Source organism: Phenylobacterium sp. LH3H17 (assembly GCF_024298925.1).
In the GTDB taxonomy this organism is placed as follows: Bacteria; Pseudomonadota; Alphaproteobacteria; order Caulobacterales; family Caulobacteraceae; genus Phenylobacterium.
Genome location: NZ_CP101283.1, coordinates 3,554,725 through 3,567,040, shown reverse-complemented (window position 1 = coordinate 3,567,040; position 12,316 = coordinate 3,554,725). Strand labels below are relative to the sequence as shown.

Below are 12,316 nucleotides of genomic sequence, written 5' to 3'. Positions count from 1 at the left end.
CGGGTTCCTACTTCGACGCCGCCGCGATCGCGGCGTCCAGCTCGGCCATGCTCATCTCGCCTTCCTTCACCACCTTGCCGTTGACGACGAAGGTGGGGGTGGCGCTGATCTTCTGTTCCCGCGCGGACTTGGTGACCCGGTCGTCCAGGGCCTTCAGGGCCGCCTCGTCCGAAACGCAGGCGTTGAACTGCTGCTCGTTCATGCCGGCCGACTGGGCCACGCGGAGCAGGCTGCCGCGCATGTCGCCGGTGGTGAACATCTCCTGCTGGGCGTGGAACACGGCGTCGACCACGCTGAAATACTTATCCTTGCCGGCGCAGCGGGCCATCAGGAAGCCGGCGGCGGCCACCTCGGCGGGCGGGGTCAGGAACTCCTTGAGGGTGTAGTGGACCTTGCCGGTGTCGATGTACTTCTTCTTGAATTCCGGGAAGACCTCGGCGTTGAAGGTGGCGCAGTGGCTGCAGGTCAGCGAGGCGTACTCGACAAGCTTCACCGGGGCCTTGGGGTCGCCCATGGTCATGTCGTCGCCGGCCGCGGTCCCGGCGGGCTTGGAGCAGCCGGCCAGGGCCAGCGCTCCCAGCGCGGCGACGACGAGCAGACGACGGTTGAAGTTCAGCATGAGACCCTCAGAATTCCGAATGGGTGAGTAAAGCGCGATTCCCGCCGGCAGGAACGTTTGGAAGAGTCCAAAGTCAACCGGTGCGACGCCGCAGCACGCCGCGACCCAAGCTGAGCAATGCGGCTTTCAGAGGGCCGTCGGGCGCGGCGGCCAGGCTGGCGGCCAGCTCGGCCTCCTCGGCGGCGTCCAGCGGGGCCGAACGGCGGCGGACAGGCTTGCCGGTCTCGGCGCTCGCCCGCAGCGGACCCTGGACGATCCGCAGCTTGTTCACCGCCGCCTCGCCCAGGAACAGGTTCACCCGCGCCACGATCTCGGGCGCCTGATGCTGGATCAGCGCCGCCGAGGCGCCGGCCACCCGGATCTCCAGGGCGGCGGGACCGCCGGTGCGCGGCTTGGTCAGCTTCACCGGCTCGGTGCGCCGGGCGATCTCGACCCCGACGATCTCGCGCCAGCGGGCCTGCAGGGCGCTGGGTCCCTGGCCGTACTTGGCGTCCAGGGTCTTCAGCAGCCGGTTCAGGCTGCGGCCGGCCACCGGCGGCGGACGGCGCTGCGGCCGCGTGTGCTTGCGCGCCAGGATCGCGGCGGCCTCGGCGGCGGTGGGGAGTTCACGGGCCATCGGCCCGATCCTACATCAAGGCTCCCCCGGGAGGCGAGGATCGGGTAGCGAAGAGCCGTGACCCCCGAGGCCCTCCGTTCAGCCCTGCTCGCCTGGTACGACGTGGGCGCCCGCGACCTGGCCTGGCGCGTGGGCCCCTCGGACGGGCGCGGCGGCGTGCGGGCCGATCCCTACCGGGTCTGGCTGTCGGAGGTGATGCTGCAGCAGACCACCGTGCCGCACGCCACGCCCTACTTCCTGAAGTTCACCGCCCGCTGGCCGACCGTGTCCGACCTCGCCGCCGAGGAGGACGGGGAGGTGATGGCCGCCTGGGCGGGGCTCGGCTACTACGCCCGCGCCCGCAACCTGCTGGCCTGCGCCCGGGCGGTGGCGCGCGACCATGGCGGAGTGTTCCCGGACACGGAGGAGGGGCTGCGGGCCCTGCCGGGGCTCGGGCCCTATACGGCCGCGGCGGTGGCGGCGATCGCCTTCGACCGGCCGACCAATGTGGTGGACGGCAATGTGGAGCGGGTCATGGCGCGGCTGTTCGCCGTCGAGACGCCGCTGCCCGACGCCAAGCCGGAACTGAAGCGGCTCGCCGAGGCCCTGGTCCGCGACGAGCGGCCCGGCGACTGGGCACAGGCCCTGATGGACCTCGGCGCCACGGTCTGCCGTCCGAAAGGCCCGCTCTGCGATCGCTGCCCGGTGGCGGCCTTCTGCGCGGGCCTGGCCGGCGGCGCGCCGGAGACCTATCCGCGGCGGACCGCCAAGGCCGTGCGGCCGCACCGGCATGGGGTGGCCTATATCCTGACCCGCGGGAACGAGGTGGCCCTGGTCCGCCGTCCGCCCAAGGGGCTGCTGGGCGGGATGCTGGCCCTGCCGACCAGCGACTGGCGCGGCGTGGGCTGGAGCGACGAGGAGGCCCGGCACGCCGCTCCGGTCGGCGCCGATTGGCGGCCTGTCGGCGAGGTCGAGCACGGCTTCACCCACTTCACCCTGACCCTGCGCCTCATGCGGGCCGAGGGCGACGCCGAGGGCCTGATCTGGACGCCGCGTTCGGGCTTGGACGCCCTGCCGAGCGTGTTCCTGAAGGCCGCGCGGGCGGGGCTGAACAGCTTGCTCTAGGCCGATGATCTTCGCCAGGGCCGCGCAGACAGAAGCTCCTAGGCCGCCGGCATCGCCGAGCGGATCTTCGAGCGCAGCACGTCGATGGGCGCCAGGCCCTTGTCCGACTTGAAGTGCCAGTAGGTCCAGCCGTTGCAGGCCGGGGCCGACTGCACCATGGCGCCGACCTTGTGGATCGAGCCGGATAGGTCGCCGATCACCAGGCTGCCGTCGGCGCGCACGCGGGCGACGCGTTCGCCCTTGGGGCAGTAGAGGGTGTCGCCGGGGCTGAGCAGCCCCGCCTCCAGCACCTGGCCGAAGGGCACGCGGGGCTCAGACTTCTTGGAGCCGGTGACCTCCAGGTCGCCGGGGGCCATGGGAATGACGCGCGCGATCCGTTCGCGGGCGAGCTTCACGTACTTCTCGTCCTGCTCCAGGCCGATGAACTTGCGACCCAGGCGCCGGGCCGCGGCGCCGGTGGTGCCGGTGCCGAAGAACGGGTCGAGAATGATGTCGCCCGGCTTGGTGGAGGCGAGGATCACCCGATGCAGCAGGGCCTCGGGCTTCTGGGTCGGGTGGGCCTTGACCCCGTGCTCGTCCTTCAGCCGCTCCTCGCCGGTGCACAGCGGGAAGGTCCAGTCCGAGCGCATCTGGATGTCGTCATTGGCCATCTTCATGGCGTCGTAATTGAAGGTATAGCGGCGCGAGCCGCGGCCCTTGGCGGCCCAGATCAGGGTCTCGTGCGCATTGGTGAAGCGGGTGCCCTTGAAGTTCGGCATCGGGTTGGCCTTGCGCCAGACGATGTCGTTCAGCAGCCAGAAGCCCAGGTCCTGCAGGGTCGCGCCGACCCGGAAGATGTTGTGGTAGCTGCCGATCACCCACAGCGCGCCGTCGTCCTTCAGCACCCGGCGGCACTCGGTCAGCCAGGCCTTGGTGAAGGTGTCGTAGGCCTCGAAGCTGGCGAACTGGTCCCAGTGGTCGTCGACCGCGTCGACCTTGGAGTTGTCCGGGCGCAGCAGGTCGCCGCCGAGCTGGAGGTTGTAGGGCGGGTCGGCGAACACCAGGTCGACCGACTTCTCGGGCAGCTTCTTCAGCTCCGCGATGCAGTCGCCGTGGATGATGCTGTCGGGGGATACGCCCATGTCACTGACCTCGATGTCCGGAGTCGGAATCGTGAGTCATCGTGGTGAAGGGCACGTTGAAAAACGTGGTGAACGAACCGTAAATCGAACTTTACGGTCAATCGACAGCCAGTTCGCCGCGCCCGATCAGCGCCAGCCGCACCGGTTCCCAACCCCGCCGGTGGATTTCGCAGGGTCCCAGGGTGCGCAGGGCCTCCACATGGACATGGGCGTGATACCCTTTGTGGCCGGCAAAACCATATCCTGGATATAGATTGTCCATCTCCACCATCAGCCGGTCGCGGGCGACCTTGGCGAGAATCGAAGCCGCGGCGATGGAGCAGCTGATGGCGTCGCCCTTGACCACGGTCTTCACCTCGCAGGGCAGCTTGAAGTGGTAGTTGCCGTCCACCAGGGCGTAGACCGGGGTCACGCTGAGCGCCTCGATGGCGCGGCACATGGCCAGGCCGGAGGCGTGCAGGATATTGAGCTGCGCAATCTCCTCCACCGAGGCGAAGCCGACGCCCCAGGCGATGGCGTGCTGCTTGATCTCGATCTCCAGGGCCTCGCGGGCCTTGGCGGTGAGCTTCTTGGAATCGTCCAGGCCGGCGGGCACTCGCGCCGGATCGAGGATCACCGCGCCGGCCGAGACCGGCCCGGCCCAGGGCCCGCGGCCCGCCTCATCGACGCCGCAGACTGGGCCCGGACAGGCCATTTCCAGCAGCATGTCCGGCATCAGGCTGGGCTCATGCGGCGGACCTGGGCGTGCCGGTGGCAGCAGGTCAGGTGGTCGTTGACGAAGCCGGTGGCCTGCATGAAGGCGTAGACGATCACCGGGCCGACGAACTTGTAGCCCTTGGCCTTCAGCGCCTTGGACATCTCCTCGGCCACCCGGGTCTGGGCGGGAACCTGGTCGATGCGTTCCCACCTGTTCTGGATCACCCGGCCGTTGGTGAAGCTCCAAAGGAACTGGGAGAAGTCCTCGCCCTTGTCGCGCATGTCGAGATAGATCCGCGCGCCGCCGATCGCCGCGTCGATCTTGCCGTTGGAGCGGACGATGCCGGCGTCGGCCATCAGCCGGGCGCGGTCGGCCTCGCCGAAGCGGGCCACCTTCTCAGGATCGAAGTCGGCGAAGGCGGCGCGAAAGGCGTCGCGCTTGCGCAGGATGGTGATCCAGGCGAGCCCGGCCTGGAACCCGTCCAGCACCAGCTTTTCCCAAAGCGCGCGGGAGTCGTATTCCGGCACGCCCCATTCCGTGTCGTGATAGGCCTCATAGAGCGGGTCGCCGGCCATGCCGCGCCAGCCGCATCGAATCGGGTCGGAAGTCATGGCCGCCAGTTTTGGCGGCGGCGGGCCGACCTATCAAGCGGAGCCTGCGGGCATGGCGTTCGAGAGCTTCCAACTGTCGCGGGTGGACGTGGGCGAGGCGACCCTGCGCGTGCGCCATGGCGGCTCGGGCCCGCCGCTCCTGCTGCTGCACGGCTATCCCGAGACCCACATGATGTGGGGCAAGATCGCCGACGACCTGGCCAAGGATTTCACGGTGGTGGCGCCCGACCTGCGCGGCTATGGCGAGAGCTCCAAGCCCGCGGCCAATGAAGGCCACGAGAGCTATTCCAAGCGCGCCATGGCCCGCGACGCCGTGGCCCTGATGGAGCATTTCGGCTTCGCCCGCTTCGACCTGGCCGGCCATGACCGCGGCGGCCGCGTCGGCTACCGCTTGGCGCTGGACTACCCCCAGGCGGTGCGGAGGCTTTCGATCCTCGACATCATTCCCACCGCCGAGGTCTGGAAGCGCGCCGACAAGCGCTTCGCCCTGGGCTACTGGCACTGGAGCTTCCTGGCCCAGCCGGCGCCGTTCCCCGAAAATCTCATCGCCGCCGACCCGGACACCTTCCTGTTCGGCGGCATGCTGCGCGGGGGCAAGGCGCCCTTCGCCGACGACGCCTATGCCGATTACCGCAAGGCCGCGGCCGATCCGGGCGTGATCCACGCCATGTGCGAGGATTATCGCGCGGGCGCCTCCTACGACATCGCCGCCGACGAGGCAGATCGTGGGAAGACCAAGATCGCCGCTCCGCTCCAGGTGCTGTGGGGCGCGCGAGGAGCTCTGGCGGCCTGGTACGACGTGCTGGCGATCTGGCGGGAGTGGGCACACGACGTTCAGGGCCAAGCCATCGACAGCGGCCACTTCATCCCGGAGGAACGACCGGCCGAGACCCTGGCGGCGTTGCGAGGGTTCTTCCGGAGCTAGGCCCCGAACCACCCCGGCGTTTCCGCCCGCACCTTCCGCCCGTCCGCGATCAACTCGCCGTCGATGCGGTCCAGCCGGACCAAGGCCATGGCGCGGCCGTCGGCGCCCGACAGCACCTCCCCGGCGCGCAGCTCGCCGTTCAGCACCTCGGCGCCCGAAACGGGCGGCTCGCCCTCGAAGGCCAGGGGCAGCATGCGGCTCTTGATCTGGCCCCGGCGCTTCATGCGCGAGGTGGTCTCCTGGCCGACGAAACAGCCCTTCTTGAAGTCGATGCCGTTCAGCAGGTCGAAATTCGCCTCGATGGGATAGGTCGCCTCGCCCGCCCAGTCGGCCGGGCCGGGCACGCCCAGGGCTAGGCGATGGAGGTCGTAGGCGGCTTCGTCGGCATTCGCCGCGGCCGCGATCCCATAGCCGCGCCAGCCCAGGCCCGGCAGTCGCGGATCCGTCAGCCAGCCCGCGCCGGGGTCGGCGCCGAAGGCCGCGAACACCGGCGTCGCGTCGGCCTCGATCTTCACCTTGGCGCGCAGGCGGTACATGGAGAGCCGAAGGATCAGGGCCTCGCGCCCCGCCGCCCCGACATCCAGCCACGCGCCATCCTCGCGCCCAACCAGGAACATGTCGTACATCAGACGACCCTGGGGCGTGAGCAGGGCGCCGAAGCGCAGTTCGCGCGGCGCCAGGCTTTCGACGTCCTGGGTGATCAGACCCTGCAGGAAGCTCCGCCAATCCTCGCCCGAGACCGCGATCAGGGCTCGGCTGTTCAAGCGGGCGATGGAGGTTGGTTTCGTCATGGTGTCGCAGTTAAGGGCTCGCCGGGTGGAGCGCCAGCGCCAGGCCCCTTATACAGTTCCGATGTCCAACGGGTCCTTCCCGATTCTGTTCATCACGGCGACGCGCATCGGCGACGCCGTGCTGTCGTCCGGGCTGATCCGCAAGCTGGTGGAGGAGGTGCCCAACGCCCGCTTCACCATCGTGGCGGGACCGGCCGCCGCGCCCCTGTTCCTCGACACGCCGCACCTGGACGAGATCATCGTCTTCGAGAAGTCCAAGAGCGGCGGCCACTGGCTGGACCTGTGGAACCGGGTGCGGCGAAAGAAATGGGGCCTTATCGTCGACCTGCGCGGCTCGGCCATCTCCCAGCTGCTGAAGCGCGATCGCCGGGCGGTGTTCAAGCGCAGCTCCGGGCCGGTGGTGCACAAGGTCGTCGAGGCCTCGCGCCTCCTGAAGATCGAGGACGATCCGGTCGCCCCCTACCTGTTCACCACCGAGGCGACCGAGGCCTATGCCAATGAGCTGACCGCCGGCCGCGGGCCGATCCTGGCCCTCGCCCCGGCCGCCAACTGGGTGGGCAAGACCTGGCCGGCCGAGCGCTTCGCCCAGGTGGCCAACCAGCTGGTCGGCGGCCACGGCCCCATGGCGGGCGGACGATTGATGCTGCTCGGCGGGCCCGACGACGCCCAGGCGGTCGCCGCCCTGCGCCACGTCCTGCCCCGCGAGCGCACCCTGGACCTGGCCGGCAAGGTCGACCTGCTCACCGCCTATGCCTGCCTCAAGCGCGCGCGTCTGTTCATCGGCAACGACTCCGGCCTGATGCACCTGGCGGCGGCGGCGGGCACGCCCACAGTCGGCCTGTTCGGCCCGTCGGATGAGCGCATGTACGCGCCTTGGGGGCCCGATACCCGGGTGGTCCGAGGGGCCCGGAGTTTCGAGCAGATCCGCGCGGTTGACCCTGGCTTTCAGCAGGCGCTCTGTCACATGATGGACCTGCCGGTCAGCGACGTGACCGCCGCCGCCAAGGACCTGTTGGCGCAAACTCAGAAATAGGACGTCCCATGCCGCAGACCTTCGACCTCATCGTCAAGGGCGGGGAGGTGGTGAATCACTCAGGCCGCGGTCTGGCCGACGTGGGCGTGCGGGACGGCAAGATCGTCGAGATCGGCGATCTCAGCCATGCCTCGGCCGGCAAGGTGTTCGACGCCAGGGGCCTGAACGTGCTGCCGGGCGTCATCGACACCCAGGTTCACTTCCGCGAACCCGGCCTGGAGTGGAAGGAAGACCTGGAGAGCGGTTCGCGCGGGGCGGTGCTGGGCGGCGTGGTGGCCGTCTTCGAGATGCCCAACACCGAGCCCACAACCACCGACGCCGACGCGCTCGCCGACAAGCTCGCCCGCGCCAAGGGCCGCATGCACTGCGACCACGCCTTCTATGTGGGCGGGACCCACGAGAACGCCCAGTTCCTGGGGGAGCTTGAGCGGCTGCCGGGCTGCTGCGGGGTCAAGGTGTTCATGGGCGCCTCGACCGGCACCTTGCTGGTGCAGGACGACGAGGGGGTGGAGCAGGTGCTGCGCCACGTCCATCGCCGCGCGGCCTTCCATTCGGAGGATGAGTACCGCCTGGCCGAGCGGCGGCCGCTGGCCCGAACCGGCGACTGGACAAGCCACGAGGAGGTGCGCGACGCGGCCTCGGCGCTGGAATCGACCCACCGCCTGGTGCGCATCGCCAAGGCGCTCGGCAAGCGCATCCACGTCCTGCACGTCACCACCGCAGAGGAGATGACCTTCCTGGCCGGCCACAAGGACGTGGCCAGCGTCGAGGTCACGCCCCAGCACCTGACCCTCACCGCGCCGGAAGCCTATGAGCGGCTGAAGGGCTACGCCCAGATGAACCCGCCGATCCGCAACGCCTATCACCAGGCGGGCCTGTGGCACGGGATCGCCGCCGGGGTCGCCGACGTCCTGGGCTCCGACCATGCCCCGCACACCAAGGACGAGAAGGCGCGGCCCTATCCGGCCTCGCCGTCCGGAATGCCCGGGGTGCAGACCCTGGTGCCGCTGATGCTGACCCACGTGGCGGAGGGCCGGCTTTCGCTTGAACGCTTCGTCGACCTGACCAGCCATGGGGCCAACCGCCTGTTCGGCATGGCCGACAAGGGCCGGCTGGCGGTGGGCTACGATGCCGACATCACCATCGTCGACTTGAAGGCCCGCCGCACGATCACCCACGAGATGATGGCCACCCGCGCCGGCTGGACCCCCTTCGACGGCTTCGAGGCCAAGGGCTGGCCGAAGGCCACCATCATCCGCGGAGAGCTGGTCATGCGCGACGACGAGGTGGTCGCCGAGGGCCGGGGCGAACCCGTTCGCTTTGCCGAAACTCTGGCGGGCTAGGCCCGACCGGCGGACGCCGCTTGCTTCGCAGGCTGGCGAGGCGCGCCACGGGCGGTTAAGCCTAGGCGATGGATGCCGCCCTCGACCTCGCCACCGCCCCGTTCCGTGACGCCCGCTACGCCGTCCGCGCCCTCACCGTGGACGCCCGGCCGAACGGCGAGCTGATTCTCACCAACCCGACTCCCTACGCCACAGCCTTCACCACCATGACCCAGCCTCTGGAGGCTTGGGCCGCCAAGGCTCCGACGCGCACCTGGCTGGCCGAGCGCTCGGGCGAGGGCTGGCGCGAACTCAGCTACGCCGAGGCCGCGCAATCCGTGGCCGCCTTGGCGGGCGGACTGCGCGAGCTGGGCGTCATCGGGACCCGGCCGCTACTGATCCTCGCCCGCAACGGGATCGACCACGCCCTGATCAAGTATGCCGCCATGAGCCAGGGCATGCCCGTGGCGCCGGTTTCGCCGCAGTACGGCCTGCCCGGCGCGAACCTGGCGCGGCTGGCGCATGCGGTCGAGGTGCTGAACCCTGCCGCGGTCTATGCCGAGGACGCCGTCCTGTTCGGCGAGGCCCTGGAGGCGCCGTTCCTGGCCGGCCTGCCCGTGATCGCCGGCGCCAACGCCCGGCCCGGCGACGTCCCTTTCGAGCGGCTGCTGAAATCGTCGCCGGTCGCCGCCAGCGCCCGGCCCGACGACCACGCCAAGTACCTGTTGACCTCGGGGTCCACCGGCCTGCCCAAGGCCGTGGTCTGCCTACATCGCGGCATCGCGACCAATGCGGCGCAGATCACCGCCTGTTTTGACGATGACGAGCCGCCGGTGATGGTCAATGGCGCGCCCTGGAGCCACAGCCTGGGCGCCAACGCGATCCTGCACATGTCCCTGCATCGCGGAGGCACGCTCTATATCGACGCAGGGCAGCCGACCTCGGGGCGGTTCGGCGAGACGGTGCGGAACCTCAAAGAGATTTCGACCACCTATCAGAACATGGTCCCCGCCGGCTGGATGCTGTTCGCCGGGGAGCTTGAGCGGGACGCGGAGCTGGCCCGCGTCTTCTTCGCCCGGGTCCGGCACCTGCAGTACGGCGGCGCGGCCCTGGGCCAGGAGGTTTCCGACCGCATCCAGGCGGTGGCCGTGGCCACGGTGGGCGAGAAGATCAGTTTCGGGTCAGGCTATGGCGCGACCGAGACAGGGCCTACGGCCTGCAACGTCCATTGGCTGAACGATCGCATGGGCATGATCGGACTGCCCGTGCCGGGGACCTCGGTGAAGCTGGTCCCGGAGGCCGGCAAGTTCGAGTTTCGGGTCAAGGGACCGCAGGTCAGCCCCGGCTATCTTGGGCGCCCCGAACTGTCGGCCCAGAGCTTCGACGAGGATGGCTTCTACAAGCTGGGGGACGCCGCGCGCTTCGTGGACGCCGGGGACCCGGCTCGCGGCATGATCTATGACGGCCGTCTGTCGGAGAACTTCAAGCTTGCCAGCGGCACCTTCGTCGGGGTCGGCGAGCTGAGGATCTCGGCGGTGGACGCGGTGGGCGACGCGGTCACCGACGCGGTTGTCTGCGGCGAGGGCCGCGAGGGCGTCGGCCTGATGTTCTATCCCAATCCCAATCTGAAGCGCGCGGCGGTGGCCGAGGCCGTCCGCGCCGGGATCGAGCGGCTCAACGCCCGGGCGACGGGCGCCGGGGGCCGCATCCGCCGGGCCCTGGTGCTGGACGGACCGCCCGACGCCGGCGCCGGTGAGATCACCGACAAGGGCTATATCGCCCAGGCCCTGGCCCGTTCGCGGCGAGCCGAGACCGTCGAGGCCCTGTTCGCCGCGTCGCCGCAAGACGGGGTGATGACCTTCCCTTGACGCCGGACTAGGCTGGCCGGACCGGACGCAGAGCCGGAGGTGGGAAGGAAGTCATGGGCGAGATCGTCAGCGGGGAGCGCAGGCTCTCGAGCGAGGCCTTGAAGGACCGGGCGGCGCGGGCGGCCAGCGGCCTGGCGTCACTGGGCGTCAGACCCGGCGACCTGATCGCCATCTACCTGCGGAACGACCTGCCGTTCTTCGAGGCCAGCGGCGCGGCCAGCCTGCTGGGCGCCTATCCGACCCCGGTGAACTGGCACTACGCCCCGGCGGAGGCTCGCTACCTGTTCGAGAACTCCGGCGCGCGGGCCATCATCATCCATGCCGACCTGCTCGAGGGGGTCCGCGAGGTCTTGCCGAAGGACACGCCGGTCCTGGTCGTGGCCACCCCGCCGGAGATCGCCCAGGCCTACGGCATCGACGCCGCGCCCGTGCCGCCGGGCATGACCGACTGGAGCGTCTGGCTGGAGGGCTTCGCGCCCTACGACGGCCCGGCGGCCGCCGCGCCGGGCACCATCATCTACACATCGGGCACCACCGGAAATCCCAAGGGTGTGCGGCGCAATCCCCCCACCCCGGAACAGGCCGCCGTGAGCGCCGGCATGCTCGCAAGGGCCTTCGGGTTCGCCGACTGGCTGGATCGTCCGGCCGAGATCGTGACCGTGGTGACGGGACCGATGTATCATTCGGCGCCCAACGCCTACGGCATGATCATGGCGGGACTCGGGGCCAGGGTGATCCTGGAGGCGCGGTTCGATCCCGAAGAACTTCTGGCTCTCATCGAGACGCACCGGGTGACGCACATCCACATGGTGCCGATCATGTTCAGCCGGCTGCTGAAGCTGCCGGATGAGGTGCGCAGTCGCTACGACCTCAGCTCGCTGAGGTTCGTGGTCCACGCCGCCGCGCCTTGTCCCGCGCCGATCAAGCGCGCGATGATCGAGTGGTGGGGGCCGGTGATCAACGAATACTACGGCGCGACCGAAACCGGCGCGGTGGTGTTCTGCAGCTCGGAGGAGTGGCTGGCCCACCCGGGAACGGTCGGCCGCGCCATGCCGGGCGCCGACGTGAGGGTCATCGATTCCGAAGGGAACAGCCTGCCGACCGGCGAGGTGGGCGAGGTGGTCGCCCGAACCGCGGGCATCGCCGACTTCACCTATCACGGCGACGACGCCAAGCGGGCGGCGTCGGAGAAGGTCGGCCTCATCGCGCCGGGCGACATCGGCTACCTCGACTCAGACGGCTTCCTCTATCTGTGCGACCGGGCCAAGGACATGATCATCTCCGGCGGGGCCAATATCTATCCCGCCGAGATCGAGGCCGAACTGCACAAGATGCCCGGCGTGGCCGACTGCGGCGTGTTCGGCATTCCCGACGAGGAGTTCGGAGAGGCGGTCTGCGCGGTGGTCCAACCCTCCCCCGGCGCGGAACTCACCGAGGGCGAGGTTCGGGCCTTTCTGCGCGAGCGGATGGCGGGCTACAAGGTCCCCAAGCGCGTCGATTTCCATGCCGAGCTTCCCCGCGAGGACTCGGGGAAGATCTTCAAGCGGAAGCTGCGCGAGCCGTTCTGGGAAGGCCTCGACCGGCGCATCTAAGTGTTAGCCAAGGACCA

12 protein-coding genes are annotated in these 12,316 nt (G+C 69.6%); 6 read left to right on the top strand and 6 right to left on the bottom strand.

All coding sequences use genetic code 11. The features are described 5' to 3' along the window. Positions 1–7 precede the first annotated feature (7 nt). The gene (locus M9M90_RS17600; RefSeq protein WP_254834540.1) at positions 8–619 is read right to left on the bottom strand and encodes a DsbA family protein; all 612 of its coding nucleotides are present in this window, start codon (positions 617–619) and stop codon (positions 8–10) included. Positions 620–692: 73 nt separating this feature from the next. Then, entirely contained in the window at positions 693–1,235 is a 543-nt protein-coding gene (locus M9M90_RS17595; protein ID WP_254834539.1) for a DUF721 domain-containing protein, read from the bottom strand. A gap of 57 nt (positions 1,236–1,292) precedes the next feature. Here M9M90_RS17595 and mutY point away from each other — a divergent pair, with 57 nt between their 5' ends. Next, positions 1,293–2,339, top strand: a complete 1,047-nt coding sequence (gene mutY, locus M9M90_RS17590) for an A/G-specific adenine glycosylase (protein ID WP_254834538.1) — start codon at positions 1,293–1,295, stop codon at positions 2,337–2,339. 38 nt (positions 2,340–2,377) lie between these two features. Here the strand turns inward: mutY and M9M90_RS17585 are convergent, their stop codons facing one another. The 3 genes from M9M90_RS17585 to M9M90_RS17575 all read right to left on the bottom strand — a co-directional run bounded on the left by M9M90_RS17585 (position 2,378) and on the right by M9M90_RS17575 (position 4,768). Continuing rightward, positions 2,378–3,460 (bottom strand): site-specific DNA-methyltransferase, encoded by a 1,083-nt coding sequence (locus tag M9M90_RS17585; protein WP_254834537.1) that lies wholly within the window; start codon positions 3,458–3,460, stop codon positions 2,378–2,380. A 97-nt stretch (positions 3,461–3,557) separates the two neighbouring features. Further along, positions 3,558–4,175: a ribonuclease HII gene (locus tag M9M90_RS17580; protein WP_254834536.1), complete on the bottom strand. Its 618-nt coding sequence runs from the start codon at positions 4,173–4,175 to the stop codon at positions 3,558–3,560. Then, on the bottom strand, positions 4,175–4,768 hold the full coding sequence (locus M9M90_RS17575; RefSeq protein ID WP_254834535.1) for a DNA-3-methyladenine glycosylase I: 594 nt from the start codon (positions 4,766–4,768) through the stop codon (positions 4,175–4,177). Before M9M90_RS17575 ends, M9M90_RS17580 begins: the two co-directional genes overlap by 1 nt. Between M9M90_RS17575 and M9M90_RS17570 the strand changes: the two genes are divergently transcribed. Then, positions 4,767–5,693, top strand: a complete 927-nt coding sequence (locus M9M90_RS17570) for an alpha/beta fold hydrolase (protein WP_254834534.1) — start codon at positions 4,767–4,769, stop codon at positions 5,691–5,693. The two genes, M9M90_RS17575 and M9M90_RS17570, sit on opposite strands and share 2 nt — an antisense overlap. Here the strand turns inward: M9M90_RS17570 and M9M90_RS17565 are convergent. Then, a complete protein-coding gene (locus M9M90_RS17565) occupies positions 5,690–6,484 on the bottom strand; it encodes a folate-binding protein YgfZ (RefSeq protein WP_254834533.1) in 795 nt (264 codons plus the stop codon). The two genes, M9M90_RS17570 and M9M90_RS17565, sit on opposite strands and share 4 nt — an antisense overlap. Before the next feature lie 61 nt (positions 6,485–6,545). On the opposite strand from M9M90_RS17565, the gene M9M90_RS17560 reads away from it, so the two are divergent. From M9M90_RS17560 to M9M90_RS17545, 4 genes are all read left to right on the top strand, one after another. Continuing rightward, positions 6,546–7,517 (top strand): glycosyltransferase family 9 protein, encoded by a 972-nt coding sequence (locus M9M90_RS17560; protein ID WP_254834532.1) that lies wholly within the window; start codon positions 6,546–6,548, stop codon positions 7,515–7,517. Between the two features lie 8 nt (positions 7,518–7,525). Beyond that, a complete protein-coding gene (locus tag M9M90_RS17555; RefSeq protein WP_254834531.1) occupies positions 7,526–8,860 on the top strand; it encodes a dihydroorotase in 1,335 nt (444 codons plus the stop codon). Positions 8,861–8,928: 68 nt separating this feature from the next. Beyond that, entirely contained in the window at positions 8,929–10,707 is a 1,779-nt protein-coding gene (locus M9M90_RS17550; protein WP_254834530.1) for a feruloyl-CoA synthase, read from the top strand. A gap of 53 nt (positions 10,708–10,760) precedes the next feature. Beyond that, complete coding sequence (locus M9M90_RS17545; RefSeq protein WP_254834529.1) at positions 10,761–12,299, top strand: acyl-CoA synthetase; 1,539 nt, start codon at positions 10,761–10,763, stop codon at positions 12,297–12,299. Positions 12,300–12,316: the final 17 nt, after the last annotated feature.

What these genes read in the sequence shown, in the direction of transcription:
- M9M90_RS17550 (WP_254834530.1), top strand. Translation starts at nt 8,929, where the DNA reads ATGGATGCCGCCCTCGACCTCGCCACCGCCCCGTTCCGTGACGCCCGC.
- M9M90_RS17565 (WP_254834533.1), bottom strand. Translation starts at nt 6,484, where the DNA reads ATGACGAAACCAACCTCCATCGCCCGCTTGAACAGCCGAGCCCTGATC.
- M9M90_RS17545 (WP_254834529.1), top strand. Translation starts at nt 10,761, where the DNA reads ATGGGCGAGATCGTCAGCGGGGAGCGCAGGCTCTCGAGCGAGGCCTTG.
- M9M90_RS17580 (WP_254834536.1), bottom strand. Translation starts at nt 4,175, where the DNA reads ATGCCGGACATGCTGCTGGAAATGGCCTGTCCGGGCCCAGTCTGCGGC.
- M9M90_RS17595 (WP_254834539.1), bottom strand. Translation starts at nt 1,235, where the DNA reads ATGGCCCGTGAACTCCCCACCGCCGCCGAGGCCGCCGCGATCCTGGCG.
- M9M90_RS17585 (WP_254834537.1), bottom strand. Translation starts at nt 3,460, where the DNA reads ATGGGCGTATCCCCCGACAGCATCATCCACGGCGACTGCATCGCGGAG.
- M9M90_RS17570 (WP_254834534.1), top strand. Translation starts at nt 4,767, where the DNA reads ATGGCCGCCAGTTTTGGCGGCGGCGGGCCGACCTATCAAGCGGAGCCT.
- M9M90_RS17600 (WP_254834540.1), bottom strand. Translation starts at nt 619, where the DNA reads ATGCTGAACTTCAACCGTCGTCTGCTCGTCGTCGCCGCGCTGGGAGCG.
- M9M90_RS17555 (WP_254834531.1), top strand. Translation starts at nt 7,526, where the DNA reads ATGCCGCAGACCTTCGACCTCATCGTCAAGGGCGGGGAGGTGGTGAAT.
- M9M90_RS17560 (WP_254834532.1), top strand. Translation starts at nt 6,546, where the DNA reads ATGTCCAACGGGTCCTTCCCGATTCTGTTCATCACGGCGACGCGCATC.
- M9M90_RS17575 (WP_254834535.1), bottom strand. Translation starts at nt 4,768, where the DNA reads ATGACTTCCGACCCGATTCGATGCGGCTGGCGCGGCATGGCCGGCGAC.